Genomic DNA, 14,942 nt, shown 5'->3' on the forward strand with positions numbered 1-14,942 from the left:
CCCTTCGGGCCGGGGGTCCTTCGCTGCGCTTCGAACTGCCCGGAGCTCCGCTTCGCTTCACTCCGGGTTGGGGGGCCGCTTCGCGGCCCCCCAAGGGCCCCGCGCTCCGCACGGGGTGACCCCGTTTCACGGGGTCCGGCCTTCGGCTCGTTGGGCGGGTCCGCTTCGCTCCCCCGCTTGGGGGCCTTACGGCTTCGCCTCCAGGCCCTGGCCGCGCTTCGCACGGCCAGGCTGGCAGCAACGTCAGAGAGCTCGAACGTCAGCGGCCTGCGGGCCGCGCTGACCCTGGGTCACCTCGAACTCGACCCGCTGGTCTTCCTCCAGGTTCCTGAACCCGGACCCGATGATCGCGCTGAAGTGGACGAACACGTCCGCGCCACCCTCGTCCGGTGAAATGAATCCGAAGCCCTTCTCCCCGTTGAACCACTTCACAGTCCCCTGCATGCCCACCCCTCACAAAAACGAATGCCAGACGCAAGATCCACACCCGGCTGCTTGCCGCCCATCCTCCCCACACGCCACGGGGCAAAAACACGATCAGCGTCTACGCCTCCCCGGGCAGGGCCTGCTCCACTGAACAGCTGGCAGCAGGGAGGGGCCGGGCTTGTTCCCGACCGGCGGCCGGTGGGCCACCCACATGAGGGATAGCGTCTTGAACCCTGCCCTCACTGGTACGTCGTCCGGTAGAGTCAGCCTACATCAGGTCGGATGTAGGCTGTGTAGTATCCCGTGGAATTGTGGACTGCCTGCTGAGGAGATTAAACCGGCCGGATCTCCTCGTGCGCCGATCGTAGGGGGCGGATGCTGTGTACCATCCCGAGAATTCATCTACTGCTCCGCGCTCGACGAAGAATCCACTGGAGTCTCGAATGCAGAATGTAATCGAATGGAGCAGCGACCGGGCCTTCAGCGTGTGGCGGTACGGGGTCGGGCACTCGCAGCTCCTGCTCGCGAGCCAGGAGACCGCGGCCGATACCGGGGTGGGTGTCCAGTTCGAGGGCGTCGAGTACATGCGGCTCGTCCGGACGTTCAGGAACCTCCGCGTCACCACAGCCGACGAGCTGCAGTGGCAGGAGGTGAAGGCCTCCGGCGCCCTCACCGCGCTGCCGCGACCGCTGCTCGTACTCGCACTGCATCACGACCATGGCGTGGGCCTGGTCGCCTGCTCCCGGCTGCGGATCGGCTCCTTCCAGGGCCTGCCCACCAACGATCTCGACACTGTCCAGCTTCACGCCACCGCCACCGCGTGACCCCGGAGCCCTTGATGCCGCACGAGCCCGCCATCACCCTGCGCCCCCACCAAGAAGAAGCCGTCGAAGCCATCGTGCGCGGCCTGGAACTCCGCCCTGGCCGGCGGATCCCCAAGGCCGGCCTGCGGGCCACCGTGGTGGCCGCGTGCGGGACCGGGAAGACCTTCATCGCCGCCGCAGCCGCGCTCCGCCTCGCCCGGAGCGGGCGGGTCCTGGTGCTGCTGCCGACCCTCGACCTCCTGACCCAGACCGCTCGGGAATGGCGCACCGCCGGCCACACGGGCCCGGCGGTCGCCGTGTGCTCGCTGGAGGACAACGCCCAGCTGTACGGGCTGGATGTGCGTTCCACGACGTCGGCGCCGCAGCTGGCGCTGTGGCACGGGCGGGGCGCGGTGACGGTGTACGCGACGTACGCCTCCCTGCCCGTCATCGCCGAAGCCTTCGCCGAAGCCCACGAGTAGGGCCTGGTGATGGCGGACTTCGACCTCGTCGTCGTCGACGAGGCGCACCGCACGTCCGGGTCGGCGGGGAAGGCGTGGGCGCAGGTCCACCGCCAGGAGGTAATCCCCGCCCGGCGCCGGCTGTACATGACGGCCACCCCCAGGATCTGGGCGGAGCGGGCTCCGCGGACGCGGGTGGAGGAGCTCGCCGCCGAGGCTCGCCGCCTGGCGGTCGAGGAGGATCGGCGCAAGGAGGCGGAGGCCGAGGGCCGTCCGTACGTTCCGGCCGGGCCCGCGCATGACCCGCTGCCCAAGGAGATGGCCTGCTCCATGGACGATGTGCGGGTGTTCGGGCCCGTCGTCTACGAGCTGCCGCTCGCCGACGCGATCGCCCGCGGGCTCCTCGCCCGGTTCCAGGTGGTCGTCGCCGAGCTCGTGGACCCCGTGGTCACCCCCAGCCGGCTCTCCGGCCCCGAGCGGTGGGAGGAACGCCTCCGCGGCCAGCGCCTCGCCGCCGTGCAGACCGCCCTGCTGCAGACCATGGCCGTCCACGACCTGAAGACGACGATCACCTTCCACCACCGCACCGCCGAGGCGCAGGCCTTCGCCGAAGGCCTGCCCCGCGTCGCCGCCCGCCTCCACCAAGCGCACCCCGAAACGCACCCCCAGCAGGTGTGGGCGGGGTGGCTGCACGGCGAGCACGACCCGGAGTACCGGGCCTTGGCGCTCTCCGACTTCGGACGCCGGGCAGGGCGCGCCGTCCTCGCGAACTGCCGGGTACTCGGCGAAGGCGTCGACATCCGAGCCGTCGACTCCGTCGCCCTCATCGACCCCAAAGGCTCCGCCGTCGACATCGTCCAGGCCATCGGGCGGGCCCTCCGGCAAAAGCCCGGCGAAGGGAAAATGGCCACCCTCATCGTGCCCGTATTCCTGGACAAGGAAGAAAAGCCCGAGGACCTTCTCTCCTCAAATTCGTACGGGCCCTTGATTCGGGTATTGAACGGGCTTCGGGCCCATGATGAACGTGCTGTGGAAATGCTCGCCATTCCACAAGAAGGACAGAAGCGTACGGTTCAGCCGTCGCTCATGCTCGGCGACGGACCCGCCGACGGCGAGGAAGAGGCCCGGTTGCTGCTCCGGTTCGCGGCCCCGCGCGACCCGGCGCTGATCGCGAAGTGGATTAGCTACCAGGTCTTCAACACCGAACGCGCCGACTGGCGCCGGGGCATCGAAGCCGCCCGAAGGTACCGGGAACGCGAAGGCGATCTCGACGTGCCCTACGGGCACACCGAGGGCGCCTACTCGCTCGGACGGTGGCTCTCCGACCAGCGCCGCGCCTTCCGGGCCGGGGCCATGACCGGGGAGCACGCCGCCGAGCTCGAAGAGCTCGGAATCATCTGGGACACCGCCGACGCCGCCTTCAACGAGAACCTCGCCGCCGCGAAGGCCTACTACGAGCTCCACGGCACCCTGGCAGCCCCGCGGCACGCCACCGCCCTCGACCGGCCGGTCGGACAGTGGCTCACCAACATCCGCCGCCCCGGCGGGCTCGGCAAAGACCCCGTCCGCGCCCGCCGGCGGGCCGAAGCACTCGCCACGATCGACAAGGACTGGAACCCCGGCGTACACGGGTGGACGGTGGACTGGCAGCGCCACTACGCCTACCTCCACCAGCTCCTCACCGAAGGCGCCCGCCTCACCGCGATCAAGCCCGGGGTCACCCGGCACGGCGAAGACATCGGACGATGGCTCGCCACCCAACGCCTCAACTGGAACGGGCTCAGCGACGAGCAGCAACGCCGCCTCGGGAAGCTCGGCGTGAAGAAAGCCGCACGAGCCCGCAAGACCACCGCGAAGGCGCCCGGGACTTCCACCTCCGGGCCCAGCGCAGCGGCCTTCCAGACGGGCATCCAGGCCCTCACGCAGTACCGGAAACGGGAAGGCGAGGACGGAGGTCTGCCGGGGCGCGGGCACGTCGAACGGCTGCCCGGCGGCAGCTTGCACCGGACCGGGGTATGGATCGTCAACCAGAAACAACGCCGGGCCCGCCTCGACGCGGCGCAGCTCGCCGCGCTCGCCCAGCTCGGCGTGGGCTGGGCCCGATAACCGGGTTCGGTAGGCGTGGCTGCACGGCCCCAGCGATGACCAGTGCCGAGGCCGCCCGTAGGAATCGAGGAAAGGGAATTGGCCGTGGAACCACCGAAGCCGACCGCGATCTCCCGCGTTCCTGTCAGCCGGCGACCTACACATGTGCCGCCCCGTGACAGTGACAGCCACACCGAACACCACCCCCACGTCAGTGAGGAACCAGGCCCCTGGCTACACCACCAGCACAAACACGACTGCCTGACAGCCCGTCACTGCCAGCAGCCCACTGACATCAACCCGGCACATCGCACTACGGGATGCCGGATTGCCCGGCCGACGGCCTGGCGGCGACCACGTTCCAGGGACAAAACCCAGCCCACCGAGCGAGGCCATTGATAACGGCGTGAAAAGTCTCGGCTTTCACCAGATCAAAACATTCACCAACCTGCAAGATCTTTCATCTCAACAAAAGCGAGATGATTAGTTCGTCGTCCATCTCCCCGCCACCTCGGGGCCTGCTTCACTCTCACAGAAGTGATACAGGTCACCGAACAAACATTCAATTCTGTGCCATCAATTTGCTAGAGCTACGGCAATTTACCACGCCGTGCGGCTACATGATCGGGACATCGTGTCCGGACACGGTGTCCGGACACAGGACATGATGTCCCCGCGCTCCGGACACCGTGTCCGGCGCGGCCCCCATACCGCCAACGTGGAGTTTTGACCTGCTGGGACATCGTGTCCGGACATGCGACACGATGTCGCGCGACATGTCCCCGACCGCCTACCCCGATCGCCGGTTTGCAAGGACCGAACTCCGGCCGCGGCGGCGCCAGCATCTCGCATTCACCGCTGACCAGCGGGGACACTGTCCGGACAAGATCCGGACACGCTGCGACAAGATCAGGACGCCGTCCGGGACGCATCGCCCGGACAGCCGCCTGCGCGTCCCTGACCAGCGGGGACATCGTCCGGACAAGATCCGGACAGCATGGCCGGGCCCGCGGCATCAGGCGAGAAATAGAGAAGGAGTCCTGCATAGAAGTTCAGTTGCCACAGCAACTGCACTACGGATGGGCTCGCGGCTGCCATTTTTCGTTGTTCACGTGGCTGCCATGTGTCCTCTAGGCTCCCCTCGAACCGTTCCGAATCAAGGAATGCAAATGCCTATCAGGAGGCATCCTCTGAACTTCATCCGCTCTGCACTCGGCCATGCAGAGAAAATCTGGGCAGCGATTTACAGGCGGCGCAGCAGCGCACTCGACTCCATGGTGGCGAGCACCTCCGCGCAGGCCCCCGTGCTCGTCGTCACCGTGCTCGGCGCCTGGTTGCAGTACCAAGCCCGCTGACGCCGGCACCCGTAGCCCGCAGCGGCGTGTAAGTGCGTCGTGGCCGGCACTCCCGGTGGTGAGGACCTGCCCAGGCACTCACCGCCGGGAACGCGTCGTACGGCAGGGTGTACCGCGGTTTGCCGGTGGCCACCTTCCATGTCGACGTATGCCCGTCCGGCGAACGCATCGTCGTGCGCGTCGTCGGGGAAGTCGACCTCGACACCCGCCCCGAAGCCAGCCCCGAGACCGAGGTCGAGCCCGAGGTAACTCGCCAAGCGTAGCAAATGTGGATGTATGCGATTAATTCGGGCAATGCTCGATCATGGCTCGCCCGCCGAGAGGCTGCGGCGGGCGTGAATCCAGAGCGCTCGGAGAGGTACTTCATGAACATCATCAGACGAGCCGCACTCATCGGCGCCGGGGTTGCCGGCACGGTGGGTCTGGTCCTCGGGGGCACCGCCACAGCCCAGGCATCGGTCAGCCCTGGAGCTGCCACTGCGTCAGCGGAAGGTGCCCTTCGCGCGGCACTCGCCCTGCCCACCGCCGAGCAGTTCTGCAACACCGGGCTGCGCCAGCCCACGAGGCCCGGCAACTTCTACTGGGGCACCACCGAGGACCGGACCGTCTTCTACCAGTGCACCACCGAAGGTTCCTTCGGCCCGAGCCAGTGTCCCCCCGGCACCGTCTACGCAGGACCCCTCGGGGTCCCGCTGCCTTCCGACTTCGGTTCACCTTGCCGCCCGCCGCTCCCCGTAGTCGGGTTCTGACCCAAGCCTGTTCTCGGCAGCCCCACGTCATCCTGACGCGGGGCTGCTTCATGAGCGGTTCCGCCGCTGCCGGGGGCGCTGCCGCGTCAGCTGGCCCGCTCGAAGGCCAGGACCGCGTTCGGGCAGCCGGCCGCGTACCGCAACAGCGCTTCGCGCTCGGCCTGGTCCACGGCCAGCGCCCACCGGTACTTGGTCGCCACCCACTCCCCGATGTACCGGCAGCGCACCACCGGGGCCGGCATCCACGCGGCCGGATCCTGGTCGGACTTCTGCCCGGCGCGGCCGCAGTCGAGACCGAGCCCGGCATCACGGCCGAGGCCGTGGTCGAGGCCGACGTCGAGCCCGAGGCCGAGCCCGAGGTCGGGGTCGAGGCCGGGGCCGGGGCCAAGCCCCGGCGACCGTATGGCCGTCGGCACCCGGCCGGCTCCGCCCCCGACACCGCGAGCAGAGATCAAGGCCGGACGGCCGGAGCGGGTTTTCCCTTTCGCCCCCCAGGGGCGGGCCCCGGCGCGAAGCGCCTTCAAAGGGGCCCGGGAGCGAAGCGACCTGCCCGAAGGGCAGCTCCTTTGCCCGCCCGTACCCGAAAGGCGCTCAGGGGGCGGGCCAGCCCGCAGAGCTGTCGATTAACCGCCGGTCAGGCATACAAGAGGGGCGGCCGGGCATGTGAACCTGATATTCAGCGACGGCGTCGCTCTGGCCGGTCTCGATGCCGGCGGCCTGTTGAAGGGGACGGGCAAGCCGGCCCGCCACATCAAGCTCCGCACCCCGGCCGGTGCCGAGGACCCCCGCCTGGCCCAGCTCGTGGCGGCCGCTGCCGAGCGACGCCGCACCGGCCTCGGCTCCCGGTAGACCGCCATCCCGGGCCTGGTCTCTACCCGGTACCGGGGGCGCTGCACGGGGACGCCGGAAGCGGGGGCAGTCGTCGTACGTCGTGCCTCGCGCTGCCGCTACTCCCAGTCGAGGTCGAGGTCGAGGCCTTCGCGGGACTCGGTCAGGGAGTACCAGTTGCCGTTGTCGTCGCGGAAGATCGCCTCGATCCCGTACGGGCGTTCCTGCGGTTCCTGGACGAATTCAACGCCCTTCGCCGTGAACGCCTTGTAGTCCCCACAGCAGTCATCGGTGCGGAACGCCCCGGCCCCCATGACGCCCTTGGTCACGAGGGTGCGAAGTGCCTTCGCGGACTCGTCGTCCATCCCGGGCCCGGCCGGGCGTCTGCCCGTACACGGAGTCGAACGCCCGGATGAAGTGGAACCGCGAATACCCCACCCGCTGCGCCACCACGCTCACATCCAGCGCCGCGTCCGCGAAGCCCCGGTCCATCACGTCGCGCGCCCGCCGCATCGCCGCCACCACTCGGTCATCAGCCACACCCATCCTCCGACGCCCCGCCCCCTCAATCCGACGACGCGCTGTGAGTCCCACGGTCCGCCGCTATGCCTCGGTCGCCGAGCAGGCGTTGGCTGGTAGCAGCTGCTCGAAAAGATGCTGGTGCGCCTTCGGGTGATCAGCCAGGCTCGGGATGCCGGCGAGCCCGGCACACCGAGCTGACCTGAGAACAAGAAGAGGACCGGCGATGACCGCGCTCGACTACACCCTGATCCTGAAAGACATCGAGGCCCAGGCGCATGCCCTGGCCGTCAGCCTGGAGAAGCTGAAGGATGCGCCCGAGCCGGTCAAGGTCCAAGCGCGAACGGTCTCCAGGTTCGTCATCGAGACCTACTCGACGTTCGCCGGGGAACGCTGACCCACAGCCGGAACACGCGTAGTGGTGGGCATGGAGTCGGCGGCGCGCCCGCTGAGTCCGCTGATGACCTGCGCATGCCCGCCCCCAGGATCCACCGCGCCTGGCAGCCGCGAGAGCTGAGCTCCGGGGCGAATCTTTCCGCCCGAGACCCCGCCTGGGCTGCGATGCAGCACCGCATCGCGTAGTGCTCACGCGACGGCCTATGTCCGGCCAAAGTTCCTACCGTTACGCCCTTTCGACCCCCTACACGCACCCCACACCGGAATGATCACCGTATGACAACGAACACCCCCCTGACGGTTCGGCGCTCCGCCCGCAGCCGCGGCCTGCTCGCTCTGGGCTCCGCCATGGCCTCGGCACTACTACTCCTTGCCGGCTCGACCCAGGCCCACGCCATCGTCGGCGGATACGAGGCGAAGCCCCTGCAGTTCCCCTCCGTGCTCGCGCTGCAGAAGAACGGCCAGCTGATCTGCGGAGCCACGCTCATCAAGCCCGGCTGGGCCGTCACCTCCGCGGCCTGCACGTCCGGGTCCGCGCCCGGTCAGCTCAAGGTCGTCTCCGGGGCCCTGGCCCTCACCGATCTGTCCCTCCCCGGCATCACCACCATGCAGGTCGCGCAGATCATCCAGCACCCCGACTACTTCGCGGGCAACGCACAGAACAACATCGCGCTGATCAAGCTCAAGACCCCCCTCGTCGCCGTCCCCGCGGCCCTGCCCCCCTCCGGCGCCACGTTCACCGGCACGGCCACGGCCGTAGGCTGGGGCGCCACCCGCGAGGGCGGCCAGCCCTCACCCACGCTGCGCTACGTCAACACCCAGGTGGTACCCCGTGCGAAGTGCCGCGCCCAGTACGACGACGCATCGATCGCCGACAGCATGATCTGCGCCGGAGTCGACGGCGGCGGAAAGGGCACCTGCAAGGGCGACGGCGGAGGCCCGCTGTACAAGAACGGCGCCCTCATCGGCATCATGTCGCACGGCGGCGGCTGCGCCAGGGCTGGCCTGTCCGACATCCTCACCAACGTCGCCTCCTTCCGGACCTGGATCGACACCAAAACCGCTTAGAAACCACCGGCCGACGGCCTGCGGTCGAAGGAGACCGGCCCGCCGGCGGCAGCCGATCGCCGCAGCCCCGCTGAGAGCGGAATCTGGCAGGATCCGCGGTCACCAGCCGCCGGCGGAAGCCATCAAACCCATCATCGGGCGCACGTCCGTGTCCATCGCGGCGAGGCGTCCGCCCCACGTCATCACACCGCAAGGAGCTAGAAATGACCTTCTACATTCAGAACATCAGCTCGGGACTGGTCCTCGACGTCCAGAAGGGCCGCGCCCTGGTCGAGGAGCTGGCCACTCGTGAGGATGTCCCGGCCGATGTCCGTGAGCGTGCTGCCGATTTCAAGCCGGCCCTGGAACTGATCGAGACCTCCCTCAAGGCCGGCGTGCCGGGAGCCAAGCCCGCGGTGAAGCCGTAACCGTCACCGCTTGCCGCACCCGTGTGGGGTGCCGCCAGGGTCCTCTGGCGGCACCCCGCACAGGCCGCTTCGGCTGAGCGGGACCCGTGACAGATCCGCCCAGACGCCGTGCTTTCAGCAGTTCCCACGCGCGGCCCGTGCGCAGTACGGGCCTGTTGGGACTGCCGCAGTTCTCCCCCAAGGTGTCTTGCAGCGGCTTGTCGGCCCGGTGTTCTGCTAGGAGATCATGTTGATCTTCGTCGTCTCGTACGCTTCGGCGGTCGCGCCGGTGGCCCGGGCCAGCTCCGCGAACGTCTTCGCCGCGGTCTCGTCCCAGAACGCCAGCGTGAACGAGGAGTCCGGCCGACCCAGCAGGTTGTCGATCTCCGCGGGGCCGTACTGGTCGCCGACCCTCTCGGTGAGTAGGGCCCGCAGCAGGTCCTGGTCACCGCCGGAGACGTCGACGTTCCACAGGTACGAGGTGGGCCTTCCCGAGGTCAAGGTGCCGTTCATCTGATCGCTGCCGAGCCCGTTGTCGTAGTAGCCCATGGTGATTCCCTTTCGGTCGGTGTGGCAGGGGGCGGGAGAACCGCCGTCGGCGCCGGGGCGGGCGTCGGCGAGGAAACCGATCCCCCAGTGGAGCGGCATCCGCTGGCTGAACGGCCGTCGCGTGCGTTCAACCATCCTGACGCCGTCCGGTTACGGCGTTGGAGCTGCTGACCGCGCAGGCCCAGAACGAAGGGCAAGCCTTGTGACCTTGATGCCACCGCACCGCACGCGCGACCCGGCCGAGCTCAGCACGCAGATCCTCGTGTGCCCGCACTGCATGGCCGACCGCGTCCTGGCCGGAGAAGAAGAGGGATGATGCCCGCCACCAGGCCACCCGACCCCGACGCTCGGCCGCCGGATTTGGATCCGCGGGTCTGCGAGATCATCGACGACATTGTGAAGGCGGTCCGGCGCGGTGACGACGCGGCCGTCCGTACGCCGCTGGCCAACCTGGCCGCCGTCGCGGACATCACCGCCCTGCTGTATCTGCGCGAGCGGCTGTACCCGCCGCCCTGAACGGGATCGCCCGGCGGCGTACTCGCAATGTGTCGGCACGCATGATCAGTTTCGGTGGATCTCCCGCGCGGCTCATACCGCCATCGGCGCTCGGGGCGGACCCGCGCCCTTGGGACGGTCGGGCCGTGGTTGGTGCTGAAGACCGGCCCCAAGGGCCAAATGGAGGGGATCACCACCTCGTAGGGAGCCCCGGGTGGCTGGCCCTTCCTCGCGGAAGTCTCCTTTCAGGACAAACATCAGTCCGTTCCAAGGAGAACCGTGAAGCCCCGTTCCCGCATCGCTGCTGGCCTCGCCACCACCCTGGGATCCGGGGGTCGATACATCGGAACAAGAACCGGCGCTAAGCCTCGATCGCCGCTGGTCGGCGGCTGACAGTCCGTCGGGTCCGGGATCGTGGTGAAGTCTTCCTACAGATAACAGAGCAGTTATCTGTGTCACGATCCTGGACGCGAATCGATTGGCGCGCAAATGACCGCACCGCAGGAGGACACCTTCCCTGAGGGGCTTTGCTGGATTCGCCCTCAAGCTGCCCGGTGAGCTGTGATCATGGTCGGCGTCTTGTACAGCGAAGTCAGGAGCACCCCATGGCAGACAGCATCGAGATCGTCGCGAACTACCCCGTCCCTGGTTTCCGGTTCACCGTCGACTTCGACGGCGACGGCGTAGTGGACATGCGCTGCAACGGCGTGAGCGGCTTGGACCAGCAGTACGAGAGCTTCGAGTACCGCGACGGCATGGGTGGCCTGTTCAAGGGGCTCACCCGGGTCCAGCTGCCGACCATCACCTTCAACCAGGCCGTTCTTCCCGCGGACTCTTCCTTCTTCAGCTGGATCAACGGTTATGGCAACTCGGGCGACGGGAAGAAGGACATCACGATCAACTTGACCGACGAGTCAGGCGAGGTCCTGTACGTCACTTGGCACGTTTTCAATGCCTTCCCGACCGGGGTCAACGGCGTGAGCCTTGATGCGGCCTCGAACGAGGTGACCATCAAGGAGCTGTCGATGAACGGCGACCGGCTCACCGTCGAGGCTCACTCAGCCTGAGCTGCGCACCCCGAATGGTCCGGTCTCGCTGATACTGGCCAGATTGATCAAGAGGGGGCGGCGGTGGACTGGTGGCTCGGACTCGGCGGATTGGCCGCGGGACTGCTGATCGCGGTGGTGACCGCGCCGGTCGGGGTGTCGGGTGCGATGTTCCTCCTGCCAGTGCAGCTCAGCGTTTTCGCGGTGCCCAACCCGGCTGTCACGCCGACCAACCTGCTCTACAACGTCATCGCGGGCCCCGGCGCGCTGTGGCGCCACCACCGCACCGGGGGCCTGTGGTCCCCGCTCACCCGCCGCCTGCTCGCCGGAACCCTCCCCGGCGTGGTGGCCGGAGCCGTCATCCGGGTCTTCGCCCTCCCCGGCCCGACCGTCTTCCGCCTGCTGATCGCCACCTTTCTCCTGCCGCTGGGGCTGTGGCTGTGCGCCCGAACCCTGCGACCCCAACCCGCCAGGCCGCCCCGGGAGCCCTCCCCGCGCGCACTCGGCGCGCTCGCCCTGGCGGTCGGTGTCATCGGCGGGATTTACGGAATCGGCGGCGGCTCCCTGATCGGACCGGTCCTCGCCAGCCGCGGCATCCCGGTCTCCCGCCTCGCCCCGGCCGCCCTCGCCGCGACGTTCGCCACCTCCATCGTCGGCGCCGCCACCTTCGCCCTGCTCTCCCTCACCCACACCGGCGACATCGCACCCGACTGGTACCTGGGCATCTGCTGCGGCCTGGGTGGCCTGGCCGGCGGCTACCTCGGCGCCCGCCTCCAGCCCCGGCTCCCCGAGACCTTCCTGCGACTGCTCCTCGGAGTCCTCGCCGTGGGGGTCGGTGCCCTCTACGCCGTCCAGACCCTCACCTGACTTGGGCAGGCCCACGATCCGACTACGGTGGCTGGATGCAGTACTACACCGTCAGCGAGGCCGCCGAACTCCTGCGCGTCAGCACCGACACCGCCCGCCGGTGGGCCGACGCGGGCCGCTTTCCCGCAAGCAGGGCAGCAAGCGGCTGATTCCCGGCCCGGCCCTGGCCGCGTTCTGCGTGGAGCTGGCGAAGGAGGCCGCCGAGGAGGGGGAGCCGATGACCTCGGCCCGCAACGCGATGCCCGGCATCATCACCAAGGTGATCCTCGGCGACGTCACCGCGCAGGTGGAGATGCAGGCCGGGCCCCACCGGGTGGTCTCCCTGCTGACCCGCGAGGCGGTGGACGAACTCGGACTCGAAGCCGGCGTCTCGGCCACCGCACGGATCAAGTCCACCAGCGTCCACATCGACGTCGGCTGACGGACACGGCAGTTGCCTGGCCTCTCACCAACGACACCCTTGAGCGTTCTGCGAGAGGCCGGGAGTGATCATGTTTCCGCAGGTCGCCGCTTGCAGAAGTCCTCTCAAAACCCGTCCTGGGCCGCTAGAGCTTCACCGCTTCCCAGCCGGTCAGCGGACTGCGGCCCTGCGTGACCCGGACGCCGTCGATCTTGATGATGCCGACAGGTATCCCCTGAAGGCAGAACGGCCCCGGTACTGCCCCTCGGGGGTAGGGCAGCACCAGGGCCGACAGTCCGCTCAGGTTAGCCGGGATTCTTGCCGGGCCTTGGACGGTCCGTACTGCTCGGCGGAATTTCGCCCGTCTTCAGCAGCAGGTCGCCAGGGGACTCCCGATGCCGGTGCTCATCCCGGACAGGAGGTGATGATCGAGCCTGGGGGCGCCCCCGGGGGCGGGTGCGGGGCCCGCCGGTATCCGGCGGGCGCGTCCGGCTTCAGACCACTGTTGCCGAGTTCGCCGCTTCGGCGGCACGCTGGTGTTCAGCGTTGATGCGCTGGGCTTCCTCAAGCTGGTCCTCGAGGATCACGATGCGGCAGGCCGACTCGATGGGCGTGCCCTGGTCGACGAGTTCGCGGGCTCGGGCGGCGATGCGCAGCTGGTAGCGGGAGTAGCGCCGGTGGCCGCCGGCCGAGCGCAGCGGGGTGATGAGGCGGGCTTCGCCGATGGCGCGCAGGAAGCCCTGCGTGGTGCCGAGCATTTCGGCGGCCCGGCCCATGGTGTAGGCGGGGTAGTCGTCGTCGTCGAGACGGCCGAACGAGTCGTCTGCTGTCATTGAACCTCTCTGTGAACCACGTGGAGGGGCCCTGGCGCCTGTTGGCGCCAGGGCCCCGAAGGAACTGACTACACCATCTGCCGGCCCTGGAACTGCGCCGGCCTTCTGTGTCCGCTTGCCTGTCCGATCGGGGACAGGTGACGCGGGGATCGCGGTTGCTTGACCGGAGACCACCTCATATCTCGATGTCCTGCGGTACCCGGGCTCGACAATCCGCCCGGGCGATCCTGATGGCGCCCAATTCCTCCGTTCATCCCTCGGATGATCAACTGCTTACCCTGCTGGTACTGCGAACTGCGTGCACTGCTGGTACTGCGTACTACAACTTCTGTACTGCTGGTGGCCTGTCCGAGCACCACGTTCCGGCAGCCAGCCCCGTCGCCCATCGTGCGTCTGCTCTGGCTTAGAACCCCACTGCCGAACCTCCCGGTGCGCGCGTCCGCAGCCGACGCCTTCACCGAGGTACCGCTCACTTCACTTCACTGCTGGGTACTGCACCACTGCGTTAACTGCGGTACTGCCTGCGGCGGCCCCTGATCACTGCGGGCCACCCGGTCCGGTCGTCAGTCCCGTCGCCGTCCTGCACCTGCTCTGGCTTCGACACTCCACCACCGCACCGCCCAACAACTGCACCTGCGGGTACTGCTGCCTGGCAGTTCGTCTCTGCCAGGCCCTGCTGTCTCTCTGGGCTACGAGAGAAACCATAACCACGACGCAGTCCAATGTCTACTCCAGCCAGCACAGATTTTTGTGAGCAGGGCACTGAGGTAATCGGATGCTGTCGGGGTTGAGAACCTTCGGGCGGGGGGACAACGACGGGGCAGGCAGGGCTGGATGCCGACAACAGAACCCGGAGTGCGTGATGACCACGATGAGCGCCGAGCGCACAGCCCTTCGTTCTCCGTCCGCCGTCGCCGAGGCGCGCCAGGCCGCCCGGAGGATCGACGGTCTCGGGCGGCCGGCCATCAGTGCGGAGGGGGCCGACACCGTGATCCTGGTGGTCTCCGAGCTCGTGACGAACGCGCTGCGCCACGGTGGCGGCACCTACACGCTCCGCCTCACCGCACACCCCGACGGCATCGAAGTCGCCGTCGGGGACCTGAGCCCGCACCTGCCGCGGGCGCGGACGCCCGACCTGGTCGACGGGACGGGCGGACGGATTCGGCTGGCACATGGTCAACGACCTCGCCGACCACGTCGTCGTCACACCTACCCCCGAGGGCGGCAAGACCGTCCACGCCCTCCTTCCCCGGTAGCCCGCCGCGCAAGGACGCCGGTCGGGCGGGTTCGGCCGGCGGCCCCTGTTTACGGGTGCTTTCGGTGGCCATACGGGGTTGAGCAAGGCGTTTCCACCGAAGAGGGAGTGATCAGCTGTGTCTGGTGAGCAGAAGGCCGAAGCGAAGGTCGAGCAGGCCAAGGGCAAGCTCAAGGAGACCGCTGGCCGCCTGACGGGCAACGAGAGCATGACCGCCGAGGGCCGCGCGGAGCAGGCCACGGGCGACGCCCGGCAGGCTAAGGAGAAGGCCAAGGACGTCTTCAAGCACTGACCGTCATGGGTGGGGGGGGGGGGCCCCGGGGGGGGGGGGGGCCCCCCCCCAACCCCCCCCCCGGGGGGGGTGGGGAGTGCGCCGGGTGGGGGGGGGGGCGGTTGGGCGGGCCGCCAAGGGGGGGGGGTG

19 protein-coding genes and 2 pseudogenes are annotated in these 14,942 nt (G+C 68.6%); 15 read left to right on the forward strand and 6 right to left on the reverse strand.

Annotated elements, in window-relative coordinates:
* Positions 1-243: 243 nt before the first annotated feature.
* On the reverse strand, positions 244-444 hold the full coding sequence (locus ACIA8F_RS38650; RefSeq protein WP_399385733.1) for a cold-shock protein: 201 nt from the start codon (positions 442-444) through the stop codon (positions 244-246).
* A 425-nt stretch (positions 445-869) separates the two neighbouring features.
* Here ACIA8F_RS38650 and ACIA8F_RS38655 point away from each other — a divergent pair, with 425 nt between their 5' ends.
* The 5 genes from ACIA8F_RS38655 to ACIA8F_RS38675 all read left to right on the forward strand — a co-directional run bounded on the left by ACIA8F_RS38655 (position 870) and on the right by ACIA8F_RS38675 (position 5,879).
* Positions 870-1,250 carry a hypothetical protein gene (locus ACIA8F_RS38655; RefSeq protein WP_399385734.1) on the forward strand — a complete coding sequence of 127 codons (381 nt, stop codon included), beginning with the start codon at positions 870-872 and terminating at the stop codon, positions 1,248-1,250.
* Positions 1,251-1,264: 14 nt separating this feature from the next.
* Positions 1,265-1,711: a DEAD/DEAH box helicase family protein gene (locus tag ACIA8F_RS38660; RefSeq protein WP_399385735.1), complete on the forward strand. Its 447-nt coding sequence runs from the start codon at positions 1,265-1,267 to the stop codon at positions 1,709-1,711.
* A gap of 9 nt (positions 1,712-1,720) precedes the next feature.
* On the forward strand, positions 1,721-3,796 hold the full coding sequence (locus ACIA8F_RS38665) for a Helicase associated domain protein (RefSeq protein WP_399385736.1): 2,076 nt from the start codon (positions 1,721-1,723) through the stop codon (positions 3,794-3,796).
* A 1,148-nt stretch (positions 3,797-4,944) separates the two neighbouring features.
* Positions 4,945-5,130, forward strand: a complete 186-nt coding sequence (locus tag ACIA8F_RS38670; RefSeq protein WP_399385737.1) for a hypothetical protein — start codon at positions 4,945-4,947, stop codon at positions 5,128-5,130.
* A 365-nt stretch (positions 5,131-5,495) separates the two neighbouring features.
* On the forward strand, positions 5,496-5,879 hold the full coding sequence (locus ACIA8F_RS38675; RefSeq protein ID WP_399385738.1) for a hypothetical protein: 384 nt from the start codon (positions 5,496-5,498) through the stop codon (positions 5,877-5,879).
* Between the two features lie 86 nt (positions 5,880-5,965).
* On the opposite strand, the gene ACIA8F_RS38680 is transcribed toward ACIA8F_RS38675, so the two are convergent.
* On the reverse strand, positions 5,966-6,295 hold the full coding sequence (locus tag ACIA8F_RS38680) for a hypothetical protein (RefSeq protein ID WP_399385739.1): 330 nt from the start codon (positions 6,293-6,295) through the stop codon (positions 5,966-5,968).
* A 247-nt stretch (positions 6,296-6,542) separates the two neighbouring features.
* Here ACIA8F_RS38680 and ACIA8F_RS38685 point away from each other — a divergent pair, with 247 nt between their 5' ends.
* Complete coding sequence (locus ACIA8F_RS38685; protein WP_399385740.1) at positions 6,543-6,728, forward strand: hypothetical protein; 186 nt, start codon at positions 6,543-6,545, stop codon at positions 6,726-6,728.
* Positions 6,729-6,826: 98 nt separating this feature from the next.
* Here the strand turns inward: ACIA8F_RS38685 and ACIA8F_RS38690 are convergent.
* Both ACIA8F_RS38690 and ACIA8F_RS38695 read right to left on the reverse strand, forming a co-directional pair.
* Positions 6,827-7,081 (reverse strand): annotated as a pseudogene (locus ACIA8F_RS38690) (VOC family protein); the annotation flags it as partial.
* Positions 6,993-7,253: a helix-turn-helix transcriptional regulator gene (locus tag ACIA8F_RS38695; RefSeq protein ID WP_399385741.1), complete on the reverse strand. Its 261-nt coding sequence runs from the start codon at positions 7,251-7,253 to the stop codon at positions 6,993-6,995. The gene ACIA8F_RS38695 and the pseudogene ACIA8F_RS38690, both read right to left, overlap by 89 nt.
* Before the next feature lie 199 nt (positions 7,254-7,452).
* Here ACIA8F_RS38695 and ACIA8F_RS38700 point away from each other — a divergent pair, with 199 nt between their 5' ends.
* The 3 genes from ACIA8F_RS38700 to ACIA8F_RS38710 all read left to right on the forward strand — a co-directional run bounded on the left by ACIA8F_RS38700 (position 7,453) and on the right by ACIA8F_RS38710 (position 9,097).
* Positions 7,453-7,623 carry a hypothetical protein gene (locus ACIA8F_RS38700; protein ID WP_399385742.1) on the forward strand — a complete coding sequence of 57 codons (171 nt, stop codon included), beginning with the start codon at positions 7,453-7,455 and terminating at the stop codon, positions 7,621-7,623.
* Between the two features lie 275 nt (positions 7,624-7,898).
* Entirely contained in the window at positions 7,899-8,690 is a 792-nt protein-coding gene (locus ACIA8F_RS38705) for a serine protease (protein ID WP_399385743.1), read from the forward strand.
* Between the two features lie 203 nt (positions 8,691-8,893).
* Positions 8,894-9,097 carry a hypothetical protein gene (locus tag ACIA8F_RS38710; RefSeq protein ID WP_399385744.1) on the forward strand — a complete coding sequence of 68 codons (204 nt, stop codon included), beginning with the start codon at positions 8,894-8,896 and terminating at the stop codon, positions 9,095-9,097.
* Positions 9,098-9,313: 216 nt separating this feature from the next.
* On the opposite strand, the gene ACIA8F_RS38715 is transcribed toward ACIA8F_RS38710, so the two are convergent.
* Positions 9,314-9,760: a hypothetical protein gene (locus ACIA8F_RS38715; RefSeq protein WP_399385745.1), complete on the reverse strand. Its 447-nt coding sequence runs from the start codon at positions 9,758-9,760 to the stop codon at positions 9,314-9,316.
* Positions 9,761-9,940: 180 nt separating this feature from the next.
* Between ACIA8F_RS38715 and ACIA8F_RS38720 the strand changes: the two genes are divergently transcribed.
* From ACIA8F_RS38720 to ACIA8F_RS38735, 4 genes and pseudogenes are all read left to right on the forward strand, one after another.
* Entirely contained in the window at positions 9,941-10,141 is a 201-nt protein-coding gene (locus ACIA8F_RS38720) for a hypothetical protein (protein WP_399385746.1), read from the forward strand.
* Between the two features lie 584 nt (positions 10,142-10,725).
* The gene (locus ACIA8F_RS38725) at positions 10,726-11,187 is read left to right on the forward strand and encodes a phage tail protein (protein ID WP_399385747.1); all 462 of its coding nucleotides are present in this window, start codon (positions 10,726-10,728) and stop codon (positions 11,185-11,187) included.
* A gap of 63 nt (positions 11,188-11,250) precedes the next feature.
* Positions 11,251-12,033 (forward strand): TSUP family transporter, encoded by a 783-nt coding sequence (locus ACIA8F_RS38730; RefSeq protein WP_399385748.1) that lies wholly within the window; start codon positions 11,251-11,253, stop codon positions 12,031-12,033.
* Positions 12,034-12,068: 35 nt separating this feature from the next.
* Positions 12,069-12,454, forward strand: a pseudogene (locus tag ACIA8F_RS38735) (molybdopterin-binding protein).
* A 473-nt stretch (positions 12,455-12,927) separates the two neighbouring features.
* Here ACIA8F_RS38735 and ACIA8F_RS38740 read toward each other — a convergent pair.
* Complete coding sequence (locus ACIA8F_RS38740; protein ID WP_399385749.1) at positions 12,928-13,266, reverse strand: MerR family transcriptional regulator; 339 nt, start codon at positions 13,264-13,266, stop codon at positions 12,928-12,930.
* Positions 13,267-14,137: 871 nt separating this feature from the next.
* Here ACIA8F_RS38740 and ACIA8F_RS38745 point away from each other — a divergent pair.
* Positions 14,138-14,650, forward strand: a complete 513-nt coding sequence (locus ACIA8F_RS38745; protein WP_399385751.1) for an ATP-binding protein — start codon at positions 14,138-14,140, stop codon at positions 14,648-14,650.
* Positions 14,640-14,813 (forward strand): CsbD family protein, encoded by a 174-nt coding sequence (locus ACIA8F_RS38750; protein WP_399385750.1) that lies wholly within the window; start codon positions 14,640-14,642, stop codon positions 14,811-14,813. The genes ACIA8F_RS38745 and ACIA8F_RS38750 overlap by 11 nt, the downstream gene beginning before the upstream one ends.
* The last annotated feature ends 129 nt before the right edge of the window (positions 14,814-14,942 follow it).

This window comes from Streptomyces sp. NPDC051563 (assembly GCF_044454225.1).
In the GTDB taxonomy this organism is placed as follows: Bacteria; Actinomycetota; Actinomycetes; order Streptomycetales; family Streptomycetaceae; genus Streptomyces.

What these genes read in the sequence shown, in the direction of transcription:
- ACIA8F_RS38660 (WP_399385735.1), top strand. Translation starts at nt 1,265, where the DNA reads ATGCCGCACGAGCCCGCCATCACCCTGCGCCCCCACCAAGAAGAAGCC.
- ACIA8F_RS38715 (WP_399385745.1), bottom strand. Translation starts at nt 9,760, where the DNA reads ATGGTTGAACGCACGCGACGGCCGTTCAGCCAGCGGATGCCGCTCCAC.
- ACIA8F_RS38710 (WP_399385744.1), top strand. Translation starts at nt 8,894, where the DNA reads ATGACCTTCTACATTCAGAACATCAGCTCGGGACTGGTCCTCGACGTC.
- ACIA8F_RS38675 (WP_399385738.1), top strand. Translation starts at nt 5,496, where the DNA reads ATGAACATCATCAGACGAGCCGCACTCATCGGCGCCGGGGTTGCCGGC.
- ACIA8F_RS38720 (WP_399385746.1), top strand. Translation starts at nt 9,941, where the DNA reads ATGCCCGCCACCAGGCCACCCGACCCCGACGCTCGGCCGCCGGATTTG.
- ACIA8F_RS38650 (WP_399385733.1), bottom strand. Translation starts at nt 444, where the DNA reads ATGCAGGGGACTGTGAAGTGGTTCAACGGGGAGAAGGGCTTCGGATTC.
- ACIA8F_RS38700 (WP_399385742.1), top strand. Translation starts at nt 7,453, where the DNA reads ATGACCGCGCTCGACTACACCCTGATCCTGAAAGACATCGAGGCCCAG.
- ACIA8F_RS38740 (WP_399385749.1), bottom strand. Translation starts at nt 13,266, where the DNA reads ATGACAGCAGACGACTCGTTCGGCCGTCTCGACGACGACGACTACCCC.
- ACIA8F_RS38655 (WP_399385734.1), top strand. Translation starts at nt 870, where the DNA reads ATGCAGAATGTAATCGAATGGAGCAGCGACCGGGCCTTCAGCGTGTGG.
- ACIA8F_RS38665 (WP_399385736.1), top strand. Translation starts at nt 1,721, where the DNA reads ATGGCGGACTTCGACCTCGTCGTCGTCGACGAGGCGCACCGCACGTCC.
- ACIA8F_RS38705 (WP_399385743.1), top strand. Translation starts at nt 7,899, where the DNA reads ATGACAACGAACACCCCCCTGACGGTTCGGCGCTCCGCCCGCAGCCGC.
- ACIA8F_RS38745 (WP_399385751.1), top strand. Translation starts at nt 14,138, where the DNA reads ATGAGCGCCGAGCGCACAGCCCTTCGTTCTCCGTCCGCCGTCGCCGAG.
- ACIA8F_RS38670 (WP_399385737.1), top strand. Translation starts at nt 4,945, where the DNA reads ATGCCTATCAGGAGGCATCCTCTGAACTTCATCCGCTCTGCACTCGGC.
- ACIA8F_RS38695 (WP_399385741.1), bottom strand. Translation starts at nt 7,253, where the DNA reads ATGGGTGTGGCTGATGACCGAGTGGTGGCGGCGATGCGGCGGGCGCGC.
- ACIA8F_RS38725 (WP_399385747.1), top strand. Translation starts at nt 10,726, where the DNA reads ATGGCAGACAGCATCGAGATCGTCGCGAACTACCCCGTCCCTGGTTTC.